The organism is Ruegeria sp. AB9 (genome assembly GCF_056542585.1).
Window position 1 is genome coordinate 177,622 of sequence record NZ_JBQGAA010000004.1, and the last position, 17,118, is coordinate 194,739.

The 17,118-nt window shown below is 59.1% G+C and carries 17 protein-coding genes; 4 read left to right on the plus strand and 13 right to left on the minus strand.

Annotated elements, in window-relative coordinates:
• Positions 1-5 precede the first annotated feature (5 nt).
• The 6 genes from ACR0K5_RS12480 to ACR0K5_RS12505 form a co-directional block, all read right to left on the minus strand.
• Positions 6-140, minus strand: coding sequence for an aa3-type cytochrome c oxidase subunit IV (locus tag ACR0K5_RS12480; RefSeq protein WP_050604020.1), 135 nt, complete (start codon positions 138-140; stop codon positions 6-8).
• Between the two features lie 89 nt (positions 141-229).
• On the minus strand, positions 230-769 hold the full coding sequence (locus ACR0K5_RS12485; protein ID WP_480629972.1) for a hypothetical protein: 540 nt from the start codon (positions 767-769) through the stop codon (positions 230-232).
• Positions 756-2,597: a glycerophosphodiester phosphodiesterase gene (locus ACR0K5_RS12490; protein WP_480629973.1), complete on the minus strand. Its 1,842-nt coding sequence runs from the start codon at positions 2,595-2,597 to the stop codon at positions 756-758. Before ACR0K5_RS12490 ends, ACR0K5_RS12485 begins: the two co-directional genes overlap by 14 nt.
• Before the next feature lie 56 nt (positions 2,598-2,653).
• Positions 2,654-3,106, minus strand: coding sequence for a DUF6173 family protein (locus tag ACR0K5_RS12495; RefSeq protein ID WP_480629974.1), 453 nt, complete (start codon positions 3,104-3,106; stop codon positions 2,654-2,656).
• Positions 3,107-3,110: 4 nt separating this feature from the next.
• Positions 3,111-4,139: an MBL fold metallo-hydrolase gene (locus tag ACR0K5_RS12500; protein WP_480629975.1), complete on the minus strand. Its 1,029-nt coding sequence runs from the start codon at positions 4,137-4,139 to the stop codon at positions 3,111-3,113.
• 17 nt (positions 4,140-4,156) lie between these two features.
• Positions 4,157-5,860 (minus strand): acyl-CoA dehydrogenase, encoded by a 1,704-nt coding sequence (locus ACR0K5_RS12505; protein ID WP_480629976.1) that lies wholly within the window; start codon positions 5,858-5,860, stop codon positions 4,157-4,159.
• Between the two features lie 138 nt (positions 5,861-5,998).
• On the opposite strand from ACR0K5_RS12505, the gene ACR0K5_RS12510 reads away from it, so the two are divergent.
• Entirely contained in the window at positions 5,999-6,949 is a 951-nt protein-coding gene (locus tag ACR0K5_RS12510; protein ID WP_480629977.1) for an L-threonylcarbamoyladenylate synthase, read from the plus strand.
• Here the strand turns inward: ACR0K5_RS12510 and ACR0K5_RS12515 are convergent, their stop codons facing one another.
• Positions 6,950-7,504 carry a YqgE/AlgH family protein gene (locus ACR0K5_RS12515; RefSeq protein WP_480629978.1) on the minus strand — a complete coding sequence of 185 codons (555 nt, stop codon included), beginning with the start codon at positions 7,502-7,504 and terminating at the stop codon, positions 6,950-6,952.
• A gap of 157 nt (positions 7,505-7,661) precedes the next feature.
• On the opposite strand from ACR0K5_RS12515, the gene ACR0K5_RS12520 reads away from it, so the two are divergent.
• Both ACR0K5_RS12520 and ACR0K5_RS12525 read left to right on the plus strand, forming a co-directional pair.
• A complete protein-coding gene (locus ACR0K5_RS12520; protein WP_480629979.1) occupies positions 7,662-8,462 on the plus strand; it encodes a protein-disulfide reductase DsbD domain-containing protein in 801 nt (266 codons plus the stop codon).
• A 4-nt stretch (positions 8,463-8,466) separates the two neighbouring features.
• On the plus strand, positions 8,467-8,916 hold the full coding sequence (locus tag ACR0K5_RS12525) for an NUDIX hydrolase (protein ID WP_480629980.1): 450 nt from the start codon (positions 8,467-8,469) through the stop codon (positions 8,914-8,916).
• On the opposite strand, the gene ACR0K5_RS12530 is transcribed toward ACR0K5_RS12525, so the two are convergent.
• The 6 genes from ACR0K5_RS12530 to ACR0K5_RS12555 all read right to left on the minus strand — a co-directional run bounded on the left by ACR0K5_RS12530 (position 8,883) and on the right by ACR0K5_RS12555 (position 16,374).
• Positions 8,883-12,284 carry an efflux RND transporter permease subunit gene (locus ACR0K5_RS12530; protein WP_480629981.1) on the minus strand — a complete coding sequence of 1,134 codons (3,402 nt, stop codon included), beginning with the start codon at positions 12,282-12,284 and terminating at the stop codon, positions 8,883-8,885. The genes ACR0K5_RS12525 and ACR0K5_RS12530 overlap by 34 nt on opposite strands.
• Before the next feature lie 5 nt (positions 12,285-12,289).
• On the minus strand, positions 12,290-13,738 hold the full coding sequence (locus tag ACR0K5_RS12535) for an efflux RND transporter periplasmic adaptor subunit (protein ID WP_480629982.1): 1,449 nt from the start codon (positions 13,736-13,738) through the stop codon (positions 12,290-12,292).
• A gap of 106 nt (positions 13,739-13,844) precedes the next feature.
• The gene (moaB, locus tag ACR0K5_RS12540) at positions 13,845-14,387 is read right to left on the minus strand and encodes a molybdenum cofactor biosynthesis protein B (RefSeq protein ID WP_480629983.1); all 543 of its coding nucleotides are present in this window, start codon (positions 14,385-14,387) and stop codon (positions 13,845-13,847) included.
• A gap of 6 nt (positions 14,388-14,393) precedes the next feature.
• Positions 14,394-15,014 carry a LysE family translocator gene (locus ACR0K5_RS12545; RefSeq protein WP_480629984.1) on the minus strand — a complete coding sequence of 207 codons (621 nt, stop codon included), beginning with the start codon at positions 15,012-15,014 and terminating at the stop codon, positions 14,394-14,396.
• Positions 15,011-15,610, minus strand: coding sequence for a metallophosphoesterase family protein (locus tag ACR0K5_RS12550; RefSeq protein WP_480629985.1), 600 nt, complete (start codon positions 15,608-15,610; stop codon positions 15,011-15,013). Before ACR0K5_RS12550 ends, ACR0K5_RS12545 begins: the two co-directional genes overlap by 4 nt.
• Positions 15,607-16,374, minus strand: a complete 768-nt coding sequence (locus ACR0K5_RS12555) for a uracil-DNA glycosylase (protein ID WP_480629986.1) — start codon at positions 16,372-16,374, stop codon at positions 15,607-15,609. The genes ACR0K5_RS12550 and ACR0K5_RS12555 overlap by 4 nt, the downstream gene beginning before the upstream one ends.
• A gap of 119 nt (positions 16,375-16,493) precedes the next feature.
• Between ACR0K5_RS12555 and ACR0K5_RS12560 the strand changes: the two genes are divergently transcribed.
• A complete protein-coding gene (locus tag ACR0K5_RS12560) occupies positions 16,494-17,072 on the plus strand; it encodes a scavenger receptor class F, member 2 (RefSeq protein WP_480629987.1) in 579 nt (192 codons plus the stop codon).
• Positions 17,073-17,118 lie beyond the last annotated feature (46 nt).

Below are 17,118 nucleotides of genomic sequence, written 5' to 3' on the forward strand. Positions count from 1 at the left end.
AAATTTTAGGAGGCGAAAACCGCCAGGAACAGGCACAGGAAGGCTATGGCGACCACGCACCACGTGGTGGCCTTGATGAAACCGTTGAAAGTTTTGGTTTGGACCGTGATGTCCATTTCGCCGTGCTTGTGTTCAGCCATGAGTCTCAGATTCCCAGTTCGCGTGTTTGATCTGTTGGATAGTAGAAAAAAAAACGTCTGTCACCACGTCATTCGCGCGCAGGATGTGCTTACTTGAGCACCGAGCAGCCGGGATACCCGAACCCCCAGCGCCAGGGCAGACCGCTGCACGGCCCGCCACCGAAACGCACCGCCCCGTACATCGCATCCGCAGTGATCGCGTGCACGGTGCGAATCTGTTCCGGTGTCATGTTGTATCGGATGGCATACTCTTCTGCATGACGGCCTCCGTGCTCTACCACACAGGCGTGCAGGGCATCATCCGCTGCCAGACGCGCGTCATAGCTTTCCTTGGCCGACTCCGCACCGCCAGAATTATGATAAGCCCGGTCATGGGTCACGCAGCAGTATTCCCATGGCGGGTGTTCTTCATACAGCTCGCCGACTTGTGGGAATTGCTTTGCCACCCAGCGCCAACTGGCTGACAACCCGCCTGAACAGCCGTCGGTTTCAAACGGCGTCAGTTCGGCACCTTCGCTTTTCTCGATCAGTGCGCGGTGGCCCGGCATTTCAAACCCGCGCATCAGATCCTGAGCCAATGTGGGCAATGGCAGCAAACATAGAAGCAATGTCAGTCTAAGGGCTTTCATCGCGCATCGCCTCGGTGTCGACCTGCAATCCAAACGTCGTGGCCAGCCACAGCAACAACCGCTCACCCGGCCCCATTTCAGCGCGTATGCGCAAAACCTCTTTGGCCATGGCCGGACGGTCAGTGATCAGACCATCCACACCCATTGAGGCCATTCTGGACATCTGCAACGGGTCATTCACCGTCCAGACGTAGATATCTTTGCCCGCGTCCTGCACCTTGCGGATCAGCCCCGGCGTCACCATCCCTGCATTTACTGCGACGAATTCGCCTTCCAGCCCCGACAAATCGCCGACGGCAGTGGCCGCCAACACACCGGAGCGCCAGTCTGGGCGCAGCTTTTTCATCTTTTGCACCGCCGGGTATTTCAGCGACATGGTGGCAATGTCGCCCTGCATCCCCAGTTCTTCCACCAGATTGATCACCCGGTTTTCCAGATCAACGTCGTGTCCATAATATTTCAGTTCAATCAGGACTTTGGACTTGCCCTTGGCCGCTTCCAGAACCTCGCGCAGGGTGGGTGTGCGCTCTGAGGCGTATTCCGGATCGAACCAGCTGCCAATGTCGATGTCGGCCACATCTTCCATCGTCGCATCCCAGACCTTAAGGTTCACACCGGCCAGCTTCATGAAATCGCTGTCATGGGCCACGATGACCACATCATCGGCTGTTTCCTGAACATCTATCTCGACCCAATCCGCGCCATCCTCGATCGCTTTCAGAACGGCGGCCATGGTGTTTTCCGGCCGTATGGCCGCAGCACCGCGGTGGCCGATGACCTCGGCATGATCCGGCGCTTGCACACGTTCCAGCAGGCTTTGGCCGAACCAAAGACCAATGCCCAGTGCGGCCAGAGCCGCCCCGACCGTCACAAGGACAGGTGCACGAATCCTTCGGGGCTCGGGATGGGGAACTTCATTTGTCTCAGCTTCAAAAAACCCGTCCAGCAAAACCGCCAACGCGCCCAGCGCCGTTGCCGCCAGAATCAATCCCGCCAAAGACCATAGCCCCGCAATGATCAAACTATAGATCAGCGCAAACCTGAGGCTACCGCCGCCCTGCACCGGCACAAGCGCAAACAACATGCCGGCAATCGCAGCTATCAATGCCGCAATCACAAGGCGCATTCCCAGCCAAAGGGCAAGTTCAATCTTCAATCGCCCACGCTTGCCTTCCATCAACTGTTCGCTCTTGGCAAATGCTCCGCGTGGCGACGCACCTTCAAACAGGACCAAGTGCAAGGCCAGCGCCCAACCGGACAGACGACGGATCAAGACCCACGCCAGTACAAGTATGACCAGTCCGATCAAAAGAACCGCCAACTGGAACGCAGGAGGATGGAAGGTCAGGTAATAGTTGATGTCATATTCTGTCAGCGTCCACCAAGCGATCAGGCCCGCGACGGCCACAAACGGCAGGGCAAGCAGCAGGACGCGCAGAATGAACCGCACAGCAAACCCGAACAAAGCCGGAAAGCGGGACAGATTCAGCGCCAGAGCTGCACTACCCGCGCGCCAGGGGTCGCGTTCGCCCATGCGCAAGGAGCCAGCCATGACCGAGAACACAAAGACCTCGGCCAGCAAAAACAGGCTGAGTACCGCGATACCTGCGATAAACCCCGCCGGAGACAGCAGGAACATCGCAATATCCTGATCGGTCAGTGCCGTCTGATCTGACAGAGAGACCGCCAGATTGACAGCCATAGCCACCCCCGGTGCGATCAGCGCCACCAGCAGCAAACGCACGGCGATATAGATTGGAACAAAAACCCAGCGCCGAGCCCAAGCTCCCGCGTAGGCATGTGTTACTGCTTGGAAAAATCTGGTCACGCGGCGGCCTCCGGACTGATGCAGTCATTCAAAGGCGCGCAGACGTGAATTGCAAGTCAGCTGTCTTCCAGATCTGCTGCCAGACGGAACCCGATGCGGTTGGCGGGTTTATCCTCGACCGATTTGGGCAGGGCGCGCAGCATTACATTCAACTGACTGACATGCTGCACCAATTGCGTGCGGGCTCCGGTGCCGTCCGACCCGTAAAAGGTAATCATATCGGGGTCGAAATACCCCATTCCTTCGATCCGCATCACACCAGCATCGCCGCCGGTAAAGCCCATGGCGACTTCGTGATCGCCGTCCAGCGTCTTTTCAAAGTTCTGAATGTACATGATCAGGCGCTCGTAAGCCCATTGCGCGGGGCTCTTGGTATCAACCGGCTTCTTCAGCGTCTCAGGCAGGTTTTTGGTCCCGGATTCGGCCTTAGGATCGGCGTGCACCTCGTAACACCGCGGCAAAGCGGCGGCTTCGGCGGCCTCGGCGGAGGTTTCGATCTGGTCCTGCATTCTTCTACCCTTTGCGCTGATACAGCCATGCCCCGTCCGCGCGTTGCGTCCGGGTTACTGCACCAATGTGGTAAAGATGATTCACATGTGCAACCGCCTCGACCAGCGCGAGCCCATATTCGCCTTCGCGGATCGTTCGTTTGAACAGGGGCAGAAAACAATCGGCGGCAGCTTTGGGCTGATCCAGATGATCCAGCAGGCGATTCAATGCGCCGTGGTGGTTGTCGATCAATTGCTTCATCCTCAGCGGCAGACCGGTAAAGGGCAGCTTGTGCCCTCCCAGAACCAGATGATCGGACCGGGCAAGCGTCTGCAATCGCTCGCAAGCTTCCATCCAGGCCGAAACAGGATCGGCCATGGGTTCGGTTGCGTAGACGCCCAGATTGGGACTGATCGAGCTGAGGATCTGGTCCCCGCTCAACACCAGATTGTCATCACGGCTCCAGAAGGTTGCGTGTTCCGGCGCGTGGCCATTGCCCATATGCACATCCCAGTCACGCCCGCCCATGCGGATCACATCGCCCTGTTTGATCCGGGTAAAGCCCAGTGGCATGGGGTAGACTGTATCGGCAAAGTTGAACGGACGATCCTTCATCCGCGCATTCAAAACCTCGGACGCCATTCCGGCGCTGCGATAGAAATCAAGCGTTTCCTGCGGCCACGCCTCCTGCACATCCAGCGTCAGCATCCGCGCAAACAGCCATGAGGTGCGACTTGTGATCAGCTCGGCGCCGTGTACCGACTGAAACCACCCGGCATTGCCAACGTGATCGGGATGGTGATGAGTCACAACAACCCGTTTGATCGGTTTCCCCGCCAAGGGGCCATCCATCAGAGTTTCCCAGATGCGCCGCGTCTTGTTCGAGGACAGCCCGGTGTCGATCACCGTCCAGCCGTCGCCATCGTCCAGAGCATAGATATTGACGTGATCCAGCGCCATCGGCAGAGGCAGGCGCATCCACAGAACACCTTCGGCAACCTCAATGGCTTCACCCGGCGCGGGCGGTTCAGCCCACGGATATCTGATCCCCAAAACGCAATCCCCGTCCATCAGGCCGCCAACTCGTCGGGGCTGAGCGCAAAGAGGCCGTCCGCCCCGCTTTGAACCCGCGCCAGAAGCCCAGAATGCTCAGGCAACAGAGCGTTGATGTAGTATCGCGCCAGTTTGGCCCGTGGTCCTTCCGGATCGGCCAGTGCGGCGGTCAGGTGGTAATGCCCGCCCAGCACCCGGGCAAACGCCTGCAAATAAGCGGTTGCACCTGCAAAGCGGTCGTTCATGTCGTCCTGCGCGACCAGCCATTCGGTTGCTTCGCGCAGGGTTTCGGTGGCTTCCCACACCGGGCCGGCCAGATCAGGCATCGTGGCACGGGCGCGCTCGGCCTGATCTTCGATCTCATCCAACAGGTTCGATGCCGCCTCGCCCCCGTCCATCATCTTGCGTGCGACAAGGTCCATGGCCTGAATGCCATCGGTTCCTTCGTAAATCGCTGTGACGCGAACATCGCGGGAGAATTGCGCCGCGCCGGTTTCTTCCACGAACCCCATGCCGCCATGCACCTGCACCCCGGTTTCAGCCACGCGTATCCCCGTCCGGGCCCCAAAAGACTTGCCGATGGGGGTCAACAGCGCGGCCCGCGCGGCCCAATCGGCGTCGCCGGTGGCTTTCGCCATGTCAATTGCGGTCGCATTGGCCAACAGGATCGCACGCGCTGCGAAGACGTCAGCGCGCATATCCATGATCATACGGCGCACATCCGCATGGTCGATGATCGTACCCGAGGGCGTCCTGCCCTGCTTGCGCTCCAGAGCATAAGCCAAGGCGTGCTGATAGGCGCCTTCCGCAACGCCTACACCCTGACCGCCCACACCAAGACGCGCATTGTTCATCATGGTAAACATGGCCGCCATACCACCATGCTCTTTGCCAACAAGCCATCCTTTGGCCCCGCTATATTGCATCACGCAGGTGGGTGAACCATGCAGCCCCATCTTGTGTTCAACCGAAACCACCTTCAGGTCGTTGGCCATGCCGGGATTGCCATCCGCATCAGGGATGTATTTCGGCACCAAAAACAAGGAAATGCCCTTGGTGCCGGGCACACCGTCCGGCAGACGGGCCAGCACCAGATGGCATACATTCTCGGCAAAGTCGTTGTCGCCCCAGGAAATAAAAATCTTCTGCCCGGTTACCGAATAGGTGCCATCGCCATTCGGTTCAGCCTTGGAGGTCAGCGCACCCACATCCGATCCGGCCTGTGCTTCGGTCAGGTTCATGGTGGCCGACCATTCGCCGGAAATCATCTTGGGCAGGTACAACGCTTTCAGTTCGTCGCTGGCGTGATGCTCCAGCGCCTCGATCTGGCCCTGCGCCATCAGCGGTGCAAGCTGCAGCGAAAGGCAAGCGGCACTCATCATCTCGTTCACGGCGGTGGTGACGGTCATCGGCAGGCCCATTCCGCCATATTGGGGATCAGCGCTGATCCCGATCCACCCGCCTTCGGCAATCGCCTTCCAGCCATCGGCATAACCCGGAGAGCTGCGCAGCACGCCATTCTCAAGCCGCGCAGGTTCCAGGTCACCGGCACGCTGCAACGGGGCCAGTACCTCTTCGCACATCTTGCCCGCTTCAGACAGGATGGCACTGACCACATCAGCGCTGGCATCTGCGAAAGTCTCGGTGGCGGCGACCTGATCGAACCCGACGACATGGTCCAGCAGAAATTGATAATCTGAGATTGGGGCGCGATATGGCATGGCTACTCTCGGGGTCTAACGGATCATAATACATCGGCGGGCTTGGAATCATATGCAAGCGCCGGTAAGCGTGTGGGCCTGAACCGATTACGTACTCTTCCACATGTTTCAGGCAACCAAAACGCGGCGTCATCAGATATGATCTCAACCGGCACACAGGAATTTACGGCAGATCCCGGCGGCATTGCCCGCGCTGCCGATATGCTGCGTCAGGGCCTTCTGGTCGCCTTTCCGACCGAAACGGTCTATGGCCTTGGCGGTGACGCCCGAAACGGACAGGCCGTTGCGTCCATTTACGAGGCCAAGGGACGGCCCAGTTTCAATCCGCTGATCGCCCATGTCCCTTCAGTCAGCGCGGCACAGCGTTTCGTACAATGGTCGGATCAGGCCGAGCAGCTGGCGCAGGCCTTCTGGCCCGGTCCCCTGACCTTGGTTCTGCCCCTGCGCGACGGGCATGGAATTTCATCATTGGTGACCGCCGGGCTGGACACTCTGGCTGTGCGAGTGCCCGCGCATCCGGCGGCGCGTGCGCTGCTGACAGAATTTGACGGGCCCGTCGCGGCGCCTTCGGCAAATCCTTCAGGTCAGATCAGCCCCACAACCGCAGACCATGTATGGTCGGGCCTCGGCGGCAAGATTGCGGGCGTTCTGGATGATGGGCCTTGCGGCGTTGGCTTGGAATCCACAATCGTGGGTCTTGCCGGAGAACCCACATTACTGCGCCCGGGCGGCGTCGCATTGGAACAGATCGAAAGCGAGCTGAACACACGCCTGCACCTGCATCAATCCGGTGACCTTTTGACTGCTCCGGGACAGTTGCAGTCGCATTATGCGCCGGATGCGCCGGTCCGTCTGAGCGCCACGGCGCGTCAGGGGGATGAGGTTTTGCTGGGCTTTGGGCTGGTAGAGTGCGACCTGAACCTGTCAGTGAACGGAAACCTGACCGAGGCGGCCGCGAATCTGTTTGCCTCTCTTCACCAGCTGAATGAAACAGGGAGACCGATTGCCGTTTCCCCGATCCCCAACACCGGGTTGGGGGCCGCAATCAATGACCGGTTGCGCCGCGCCGCCGCGCCGCGCGACAGCTGATCACGCGCGACCTGCGCTGGCGGACAATGTCAGAGGGTCCACGCCCAATGTCGCCAACGCGGCTTCCCATTTTTCGCCATCAGGCACGTCGAAAACCAGTTTTGTTGTTGCTTCGGTGGTTAGCCAGCCGTTCATGGCAATTTCATCCTCAAGCTGTCCCGGCCCCCAGCCGGAATAACCCAGCGTCAGCATCGAATTCAGTGGTCCGCTGCCAGAAGCGAGATCTTCGAGCACATCCAGCGTCGCCGTCATGCTGAAATCCTCGGATATATGCATCGAATGCAGGTTGGCCTCATAATCGGCGCCGTGCAGGACAAATCCGCGCGACATCTCGACCGGGCCGCCAAAATGCACGAGGCGCTCTCCGACGACCGGAATACGACAGGCGATGTTCAGTTGCCCCAGCAATGTCTTGATTCGCAGGTCCGAAGGCTTGTTCACGATCAACCCCATGGCCCCGTCGTCGCCATGACTGCACATATACACTACCGAATGGTCGAATCGCGGATCGCCCATGCCGGGCATCGCAATCAACAGTTTTCCGGTCAGGTCCATGGGCCGCAATCTCTTTCTCAGTTCACTTCAACAATGGCCCTGCCGCACCCAAGTTTGCAAGAGAACAACGGGCATTTTGACAGATTTCAGTGCAGTGACCGGATCGTGACTTGGAATCTGCGCCAACGCCGCGCATTTATGGGGTATGAAGAAGTCGATGAAATCCACCACTGTCGCCGCACTCGCGTGTCTGAGCCTGTCCGTTCCTGTCGCCGCCCAAGGCTTGGGCGACGTGGTTCAGCTGGATGTTCTGGATGGAGGGCGGACAGCAAACGGCACTTACATGACTGCTTTGAAACTGACGCTCAAAGATGGCTGGAAAACCTACTGGCGCGCGCCCGGAGATGCGGGCATCCCGCCCGAATTCGACTGGAAGCGATCCAGCAATGTCGGTCAGGTGGAAATCACCTGGCCCGCGCCCGAAATCTTTAATCAGAACGGCCTGCAGTCGATCGGCTATGAAAACCAGCTGGTCCTGCCCATCGAGATTACACCTAGCAATCCAGCCAAACCGGTCCGCCTGCAAGGCAAGATGGATCTGGGGGTCTGCAAGGACGTTTGCATCCCGGAACGTCTGGGTTTTGACCACACGCTCGACGCCGAAGCAGATCGCAACCCGGCAATAGCCGCGGCGTTGGCGCAAAGGCCCTATTCCGCGCGCGAAGCACGTGTCACCAAATCCATCTGCAATCTGACACCAACGAAAGATGGAATGAGGATTGAGGCGCGGATGACGATGCCGTCAGCGGGTGGTCGTGAAGTCGCTGTGATCGAGCCCGGTAATCCGGCTCTCTGGGCCTCGCAACCAGTTTCGCAGCGGCAAGGGGATACACTGGTGGCCGAAGCGGAGATCATAAACGCATCGGGTGCACCTTTTGCACTGGATCGATCCGAGATTCGGATCACTGTTCTGGGTTCCAATCACGCGGTCGATATTCAGGGCTGCAGCGCGGGCTGAATGCATGAGCCAATTACCCAAGATCGGTGCGTTGGCCGTTGTTCTGCATCAGGGTAAGGTTCTTCTGGTTCAGCGAAGCAAACAGCCGGATAAGGGGCTGTGGGGATTCCCGGGCGGCCACGTTGAATGGGGCGAAACCGTTTTGCAGGCGGCACAGCGCGAGTTGCTGGAAGAGACCTCGATTGACGCTGAGCCGTCACATTATCTGAACAATCTGGATTTGCTGCGGCACGATGAGGATGGGCAAGTGCTGTCCCATTATCTGCTGGTTGGCGTCGCCTGTCATTATCGGTCTGGCACACCACAGGCTGGCGACGACGCGTCGGATGCTCGCTGGTTTCCCATTGAGCTGATACGCCAGGGCAACCTGCCGATGAGCGCGCGAGTCATCGACCTTATGGACTACGCATTGCGCGCGGATCAGGCATCAGCCGATCTTGTGAGCCGTCCATAGAGCAACCCTGACAGCACCACACTCAGAACCACGATCAGAATCGCCCCGGCCAGAAACGCACCCAGCCCCATTTGCAGCACCGCAACGCCATCCACCCTCGGATAGAGGCCTTGCAATACGCCAAGCGGCGCGCCGGTAACGGCCGGCCATATCATCGTCAAGCCAAACCAGACCGCCAACGCGACCCCGGTTGTCGCCAACGCCCCCCGAACCACCCGATCGGGTGCCCGCGCAGCTCGGCGCATGGCCGTCATCGGGCGCGCCACGTCATTGAGGATCGCCAGCAGAGCAGGCACTAGGATCAGAACCAGCAACATCCCAAACCCAAGCCCGTAGACAAGCGTGATAACAGTCGGTTTCAGGAACTGCGCTTGTTGCGAGCCTTCATAAAGCAACGGCGCAAGTCCAAGAACCGTGGTCAAAGTGGTCAGCATCACAGGCCGCAACCTGTCTGCCGTACCTTCGACAATGGACGGAACCAACCCACGATCCTTTTGGTACGCATCTATCGTGGTCACCAGAACGATCGAGTCGTTGATGATGATCCCGGTCATGCCCAGCAATCCTACCACAGTGAACATGCTGAGCGGCACGTCCCAGATGTAGTGACCCCAAATCGCGCCAACGAGGCCGAAGGGGATAATTGCCATAACCACCACTGGTCGTGTCCAGCTGGCGAACACCCAGGCCAGTACAAGGTAGATACCGGTCAGACACAGGATCAAACCGGTGCGCGCTTCGGCCAGGAATTCGTTTTCCTGTTCACTCAGCCCCGACATGCGCCACTCGACCTGCCGCTCCGCAGCGATGTCTGGCAAAATCTCTTCCTGCATCGCCCGTTCGATTTCTGCCGCGCGCGCCGGATCATCTTCAGAGATATCGCCATAGACCGAAACGACCCTCAGGCCATTTTCGCGCCGAACCGTCGAAAAACCGGATTTGCGCTCGACCGAAACGATGTCGGCCAGCGGTACGTAAACCCCATCAGGAGAACGCATGAGCGTGCGCTCGAGGAAATCTGCCGTCAGTTCACCTTCGGGCAGTTCCACACGGATCTCGGCACTCCGTGGTCCGTCCGGGAATGTTGCCGCTTCGATCCCGTTCAGGCGATTGCGCAGGGCGCGCCCCAATGTTTCTATCCGGAAGCCCAGCGCCTGTCCCTGCGCGGTCAGGTCCAGAATGAACTCTTCCTTGTCATAAGCCAGATTGTCTTCAAGCGCCGAAACTTCGGGAAATTTGGAAAGCTCGGCCTGCAGGTCTTCCGACGCAGCCTTCAGAACGCTTATATCAGAACCGTAAAACTGCACATCAATGGCATCGCCGCCTGGACCGGAGCGCCAACCCCGGAAGCTGATCACTTCGAGTTTGGGGTGGCGCGGCGCGTATTCCTGCAACTCACCCACAAATTCGAAACTGGAATAAGGGCGCAGATCAGCATCGATAAGCTCGATCGAGATACCGCCCAACAAACTGCCATCCTTACCTTCCGCTGCCGCCAGTCGTCGCCCTGCGTTGCCGCCGACCTCGGCAAGGACATAGTCAATCGGATTGCGACCATGACGCTCTTCGTAGATCTGGCCCAGCTCAACGACCGATTCCTGCAGAAGGCGCATCATTTCAAGCGTATCAGATCGCGTCGAGCCTTCGCGCATGATAAAGCCACCAGTCACTGAGCTACGTTCGGGTGCATTGAAAAAACGCCAATTCACGTCTCCGCGAATGAACAGCGCGACTTGGCTGGCCAATATCGCGATCATAAGCGCTACAACCACGTAGCGTGCCTGTATCACCCATGAGATCAAGGGGCGGAACAGGTGGTCGCGAACCCAACGGAAACCACGATTGACGACACGGTTGGGCAGATCGTACCAGTGTTCCTTGGCCGAATGCGCGATGGCATGTGCCATGTGATTGGGAAGGATCAGGAAGCATTCGACCAGCGATGCAATCAGAACCGCGATCACTGTGAAGGGAATGTCGCGGATCAGTTCTCCGAAACGCCCGCCCACCAGAGTCAGACCAAAGAACGCAATTACCGTCGTTACAGTCGCCGCGAGAACGGGCATCGCCATACGTCGGGCCGCGCGTTCCGCTGCCACCACAGGCGGTTCGCCCAGTCTGCGGGCCCGGAAATCGGCATGTTCGCCCACCACGATGGCGTCATCGACCACGATTCCCAAGGTGATGATCAAGCCGAACAGCGAGACCATGTTCAGAGACACTCCGCCCAGATACATCAACGCAATTGCCGCCGACATCGCCACCGGGATACCTGCCGCAACCCAGAAGGCGATGCGCGCGTTGAGAAACAGGAACAGCAAGCAGACGACAAGGCCAAGGCCCATCAACCCGTTGTCGACAAGGATGTTCAAACGGTCAGTAATGGCCTGGGCGCGGGTGCGGATCAGTTCGATTTTCACACCTTCGGGCAAGCTGGCCTGCATTTCGCGGGCTACATCCTCAACCGCGCGCTGAATGTCAATCGCATCGCCCAGATTTGACCGGTCGACCCTGATGGACATGGCCGGATCATCGCCCACAAAATAACTGTGATACCGCGTAACACCTTCGACACGAATCTTGGCGATATCGTCAACTGTCAGTTTCGACCCATTGGCAAATGTCCGCAGTGCAATGCTTTCTATCTGTTCAGGTGTCCGCTTTTCGGTTCCGGCTCGGATGCGCGCACCTGCGCCTTCCACCTCACCCGCGGGATCAGTGCTGACCTCAGCGGCAATCGCCGAAGCAATCTCTTCCATAGTGATGTCATTTGCGATCAATTGCGCGGTGGTGATCTCAACAACGATCTGAGGCGCTGCAATACCCCGAATTTCTGTACGCGTGACGCCCTCGGCGAACAAGCGGTTGATAAACTCATCCGTCAGCTTCGCCAGTTGGTTGGTATCCGTCGGGCCGCTGACAACGACATCCGTTACCCGATCTCGCCACGCGCCGCGTCGAATTACAGGTTCTTCGGACCCCTCCGGCAGATCCGTTACACCGTCTATCGCGGTTCGAACGTCCTCGACCGCGCGGGACATGTCCCAGTTTGGCTCGAACTCCAGTCTGACACGGGCCCACGCAGGATGGGAGCTGGCCTCGGTACTCGCCACCCCGTCAACAGCCAACAGTGCAGGTTCCAGCAACTGCACTAAACCGGCATCCATGTCCTCCGGCCCGGCACCTTCCCAGGTGACGGTCACATCTACGCGTTCCAGAATGACGTCCGGAAAGAACTGCGCCCGCATGTTCGGAATAGCTGTTGCACCCAGAACCAGCATCACCAGCAACAGTAGATTGGCGACTGTCCTATGCCGGGTGAAGTAACTGAGCAGACCACCCGCCGCGCCAGGTATCTCGCGCATCATGGCGCTCAGCCCCCGGCCTTGGTCTCAATGCGGCGCACCAGAGACGATGGAACGCGCGCTTCCCGCAACTGCCCCAGAACCTGCGTTTTTTCGTCCTGAGGCATGGCGTCGTTGGCCTCAACCCGGGCCACAAGCTCGGCGCGTTTCGCATCGGACAGCTCGACCATGCCCGGGTCTGCCCCCGCCTCAAGCCTTAGTGGGCGTACCCGCACGCCGGACCCAAGCAAAGGCGTGCGCCCGATGACAACCTCTCGCCCTTCTAACCCGTCGCCCCGCAGCAAAACCTCGTCCCCCTGCCTTCGAACAAGCTGCACAGGCAGGCTTTCCAGGCGGTCGTCTATACCAAGCACCAAAACCGTTCCCGATGCGTCCAAAGCCGAGGACGGCAAACGGAAAACATCGGCAAGCGGTTGTTCCTGAACGGATACCGTAACAAAATCTTCGGGCTTGAAACCCGATGCCTCTTGCAGGCGGGCATAAATCAAGCGCCCGGTCTGGCCCTCGCCCGCAGACCCACTGTCGCGACTGATATGACCCGTCGCGGTCAGATCAGCGCCGGTCACCTCAAGCGATATCGTGACCGGCGCATTAATCAGCCGGTCATTCTCGTCCAGCAGGCGCACATATTGTGCCGTTGACACCCGGAACGCCACTTCAAGAGCGTTTGGATCAACAAGTTCAGCCAGTTTTTCATTCGCCGACACCAGCCGCCCTTCCACAAGCGTCACATCGGTCAGTGTACCGCTGAACCCGGCCCGAATGGTCATGTCATCAAGATCGCGTTCTGCCGCTTCCAGAGCAATCATTGCCCGGGCCTGTAATGTCGTCGCCTGATCGACACGAGATTCAGCCTGCGCAAGCGAGACTCGCCGCGCCAGAACAGCCTGATGAGCCGAAGTAGCTGCCAGTTCTGCCTCTTCCACGCTGGCCGCCGCTCCTACCCCTCGGGCCTCCAGATCGCGTTGCCGTTGCAGCGCCCGTTCCCGCAGTTCGGCTTGCGCCTCGGCCGATTTCAATTCGTCCTGCGCCAGCAGCAGAGACCGTTCGGCATCACGTTCTTCGAATTGTGCGTCCAAAAGATCGGACTTGGCCCGATCCAGCGCTGATTGGGCATCTGCCGGATCCAGTTCAACCAGAATCTCATCAGCGGTTACCGTTCCGCCATCTTCGAAATCCTCCGCCAGCGCGATAACACGGCCACCCAGTGCCGCGCGCAATTCCAGCCTGCGTCGGCTCTGGACCTCTCCGAACGCTTCGAGATAGGGAGTAACAGTTTCCGCCTCGGCTTGACGTACCGCAACCGCAAAGACTCGTTCGCGCGCGGTGGGCGAGGCGTCCTCGCGTGTCAGAACCTCTTGTACTGCACCCACAATGATCTGCGCAGCTACAAACAGCAAAGCCAGCGTCAGGAACGCCAGAAAGATACCGACAAGACTCTGCCGCAAAAATCGCATCGATCAGTTACCCCGGTTGCACCAAGCTGCCGTCCACAACATGTAGCCGGATCACGAATTATGCCAAGCCACAAAGCGGTTATACGGAATTGAACGTACGACCAGTCTACTTCCGTCGCAGATGTTCGTCCAATCTGGGCATTATTTCCACAAAATTGCAGGGGCGATGCCGGTAATCGAACTGTTTTTCCAAAATCCCATCCCACGCATCCTTGCAGGCCCCCGGGCTGCCGGGCAGCGCAAACAGGTACGTGCCGCCTGCAACGCCCCCTGTCGCGCGGGACTGGACCGCCGAGGTGCCGATTTTCTCCATCGAAATGATGGTGAAGACGGTGCCGAAAGCCTCGATTTCTTTCTCGTACACGTCCCGATGCGCCTCGACTGTCACGTCCCGCCCGGTCAGGCCTGTTCCGCCGGTCGAGATCACGACATCGACCTGATCGTCGGCTACCCATGCGCGCAACTGGTCGGCGATCTGATCGCGTTCGTCCCGGATGATCTTGCGATCAGCAACCATATGGCCCGCTTTTTCGATCCGGTCCACCAATGTCTGCCCCGAGCGGTCCTCGTCCATCGATCTGGTATCGGAAACGGTCAGAACGGCAATTTTGACCGGTATAAATTCCATTGTATCGTCAATGCGTGACATCCTGCGTCAGGCCCTTTCCATCATGACAAGCCGAATCGCAAGAGCAGAAAATATTCCGCCCGTGATCCAACCGAGAATATGTGAAGCGCGCGGATTCCCGACCAGCACTCTGCCCGCGCGCCCGGCGAAGATACCGACCAGTCCATTCACCAGAAAACCACCAAACGCGATGATCAGGCCAAAGATCAGGAACTGCAGCAGAACCGAACCTGCAGTCGGATCGACAAATTGCGGAATGAAGGCCAAAACAAACAGAATGACTTTGGGATTCGTCAGGTTGACCAACATCCCGTCACGAAAAGCCATACGGGTAGACCGTACAGGCGCACCCCCTGTCGAAGCGCCGTTTCGGATAGCACACCAAGCCAGATACGTCAGATAAGCGGCACCCAGCCAGCGGATCACCTCAAACAGCCAGGGCAGCGCCGATACCGCAGCACCCAGTCCCAGGCCAGCAAGAAGGACATGAATCATAGAGCCCAATGACACCCCGGCACTCGCCGAAACAGAGGGCCAGGCACCTGACCGCAGACCCTGGCCGAAGCAAAACATCATATCGGCACCGGGTGTCAGGTTCAGTGCCAACGCTGCCGGAATAAAGACCAGCAAGGTCTGCAATTCGATCACGTATCCACCTCAAACCAACTCGGTGTTGGGCCCAGATTGGCCAAATGCGTACGGCCCAGTGACCCGCGATAGCCCCAGCTTTCATGCACATGACCGAAGAACGCAAATCCGGGCTGGAGACGTTCAATCGCATCTCGCACAGCGGTCGATCCGACCGACAGACCTTGCGATGTCTGATCGCCGTGCCCTTTTGGCGGCGAATGGACGATCAGGATATCCGCTGCGTCACACCGATCGAGCATCTCGGCAGCTCCGCCCTCGGTCAGGTCGCAGGACCAGTCGCCGAATGGCGTCGGTGGGACGCCATAGCCCAGACCAAACAGGCGGAGGCCATCTACACTCATGCCGGTCCCGTGCAGAACATGCACGCCTTCGGGCGCTGCCTCGGTCAGTTCACCGGCGCTTTCGGCATTGCCTGGGATCAGGACCAACGGTGCCGAAATGCCGGACAGCATCTGCATCGCCTCATTCAGCCCTTGTCTCATGTTGCAATAGTCACCGGCGCCGATGACCAGATCAGCCTCGGCACTGGCGGCAACCAGATCGGCTGCACGATTGCGCGCCATGTGTATATCAGAGAATGCCAGAACCTTCATGTTGCACCTCGCAGTCGCGCTTTCAGTTCCAGCAGATCCGCCCAAGCCTGCCGTTTCATCTGCGGTTGTCGCAGCAGGTAAGCCGGGTGGAACATCGGAATCACCGGCAGGCCCATCGCCTGATCCCAATTGCCGCGCAGACGGGTGATGCCGCGTTTGCCCAGCACCGCCTGACAGCTGATATTCCCCATCGCAACCAGAACTTCGGGCCTGGCCAGTGCCACGTGACGTTCCAGGAACGGCTTCATCATTCCGATCTCTTCGGGCTTGGGGTCGCGGTTCTGCGGGGGCCGCCATGGCAGCACATTGGTGATATAGACGTTCTCGCGGCGATCCAGATCAATTGCCGCCAGCATCCGATCCAGCAATTGACCGGCACGACCGACAAAAGGCTTGCCTTCGCGGTCTTCATCGCGGCCCGGTGCCTCGCCAATGATCATCACACGCGCGCCGGGAGTCCCATCGGCAAAGACCAACTGCCGCGCCCCGCGCTTGAGCTCGCAATGTTCGAACGCGTCCATCGCGGCGCGCAACTGATCCAGCGATCCCGCCCCCTGCGCTGCCGATCCCGCTATTGCAACGGGGTCTACATCCTTGGGTTTCGCCGGGGCGGCGGGGGGCGTTTCTGGTTTCCTGGGTTTGGTCGTGGTGTCGGGCAACGCGTACCGGTCAACCGGCACATCACCGATTGCCTCGGTCGCGCCCAGTTCGATCTGCCATTCCAGCAGCGCCCGCGCAGAGTAATAGTCCAAACCCGATTCCATACGGATAATTTACCTGCCTGAGGGCTGAGGGAAAGCGAATAGGGCTTGATCGGTCTCTCTGTCGCGCCGACCATCACGGCGCGATGCTCAGATTTCTGCGATTCCTTCTCATAGGATTAGTGCTGACCGCCACTGGTGATCCGGCATTGGCCACATTTCATGACAAACACGGACAGTGCCGTGCGGGTCAGTTCAAATGCGGCAGCACCTGTTGCTCGGGCGGGCAAAGATGCAGTTTTGATGGCCACTGCATTCCGCTGGGCGGCACCTATTGCGGCGGGGGGCGTAGTTGCGGTCCGTTCGAACGCTGCGTGGCAGGTGGAATCAGATGTGCACCCGCAGGCCTGAACAAATGCGCTTCGCGTCTGGATTGCCCGGGCGGCAGTTTCTGCAACGGGCGCGGCGAGTGTGAACGGATCGCGCCCGAATTGGACACAACGCCACCAACCACATGCGATGATGGTAGAACCTGCGCGCGTGGCTCGTCCTGCCTGCCCGGCGGGGGTTGTTCGCGCCCGGGATGGTATTTGTGTGAGGAAACCGGATCACAATGCCGCCCCGGTTTCAAATGCTCGGCCCATCAGGGCTGCGTCCCGATCAAGGCCATCGACTGCGGCTATGGCAAATGGTGCAAACCGGGTGAACAATGCCTGCCCGAGGGTGGCTGCGAAAAACTGCCAGAGGGCACGGAACCTTAGGTTGCCTTGCGCCGCACAGCTTTCTATAAGCGGCGCGATTGTCAGA

Coding starts and splice junctions, on each gene's coding strand:
- ACR0K5_RS12530 (WP_480629981.1), bottom strand. CDS start 12,284: ATGATGCGCGAGATACCTGGCGCGGCGGGTGGTCTGCTCAGTTACTTC.
- ACR0K5_RS12495 (WP_480629974.1), bottom strand. CDS start 3,106: ATGCAGGACCAGATCGAAACCTCCGCCGAGGCCGCCGAAGCCGCCGCT.
- ACR0K5_RS12515 (WP_480629978.1), bottom strand. CDS start 7,504: ATGGACCTGACCGGAAAACTGTTGATTGCGATGCCCGGCATGGGCGAT.
- ACR0K5_RS12485 (WP_480629972.1), bottom strand. CDS start 769: ATGAAAGCCCTTAGACTGACATTGCTTCTATGTTTGCTGCCATTGCCC.
- ACR0K5_RS12520 (WP_480629979.1), top strand. CDS start 7,662: ATGAAATCCACCACTGTCGCCGCACTCGCGTGTCTGAGCCTGTCCGTT.
- ACR0K5_RS12510 (WP_480629977.1), top strand. CDS start 5,999: ATGATCTCAACCGGCACACAGGAATTTACGGCAGATCCCGGCGGCATT.
- ACR0K5_RS12550 (WP_480629985.1), bottom strand. CDS start 15,610: ATGAAGGTTCTGGCATTCTCTGATATACACATGGCGCGCAATCGTGCA.
- ACR0K5_RS12480 (WP_050604020.1), bottom strand. CDS start 140: ATGGCTGAACACAAGCACGGCGAAATGGACATCACGGTCCAAACCAAA.
- ACR0K5_RS12555 (WP_480629986.1), bottom strand. CDS start 16,374: ATGGAATCGGGTTTGGACTATTACTCTGCGCGGGCGCTGCTGGAATGG.
- ACR0K5_RS12535 (WP_480629982.1), bottom strand. CDS start 13,738: ATGCGATTTTTGCGGCAGAGTCTTGTCGGTATCTTTCTGGCGTTCCTG.
- moaB (WP_480629983.1), bottom strand. CDS start 14,387: ATGTCACGCATTGACGATACAATGGAATTTATACCGGTCAAAATTGCC.
- ACR0K5_RS12525 (WP_480629980.1), top strand. CDS start 8,467: ATGAGCCAATTACCCAAGATCGGTGCGTTGGCCGTTGTTCTGCATCAG.
- ACR0K5_RS12505 (WP_480629976.1), bottom strand. CDS start 5,860: ATGCCATATCGCGCCCCAATCTCAGATTATCAATTTCTGCTGGACCAT.